Consider the following 445-nt stretch of genomic DNA (forward strand, 5'->3'; position numbering starts at 1 on the left):
GCGAAGGCTATATCGAAGCGTATCTGCCGATTGTGGCGAAACGCAAAAACACGCCATATGGCGAACGCGAACGCGATTTCCAGCTTTACCGGCGCGGGCGTTATGTGGAATTTAATTTGGTTTGGGACAGGGGTACGCTGTTCGGCCTGCAAAGCGGCGGGCGCACTGAAAGCATTTTGATGTCCATGCCGCCTTTGGTGCGTTTCGAGTATCAATACGCGCCGGAAGAAGGTTCGCCCGAAGCGCGGCTGAACGAGTTTCTCACCGCCCGCGACTGGCTCTCGGAGATGCAATAATGGCGGATAAACGCAAGCCCGACGCCCATCCTTCGGACAAATTCATCCTTGCCATGATTGTCATGGCGGTGTTTCTGGTGATCATCATCGGCGGCGGATTTATCGCCGTAGAGTATTTCAAGGCGCATCCCGAAGTGTTTGAATTGAAG

At 54.2% G+C, this 445-nt stretch carries 1 protein-coding gene; it reads left to right on the forward strand.

Annotated features, from left to right (window positions below; translation table 11 throughout):
* Positions 1 to 296 (forward strand): coproporphyrinogen III oxidase (locus tag ACTHUR_RS20975; protein ID WP_440400741.1); only part of this gene is annotated, 296 nt, incomplete at its 5' end.
* Between the last annotated feature and the right edge of the window lie 149 nt (positions 297 to 445).

The organism is Neisseria sp. P0021.S007, assembly GCF_051956855.1.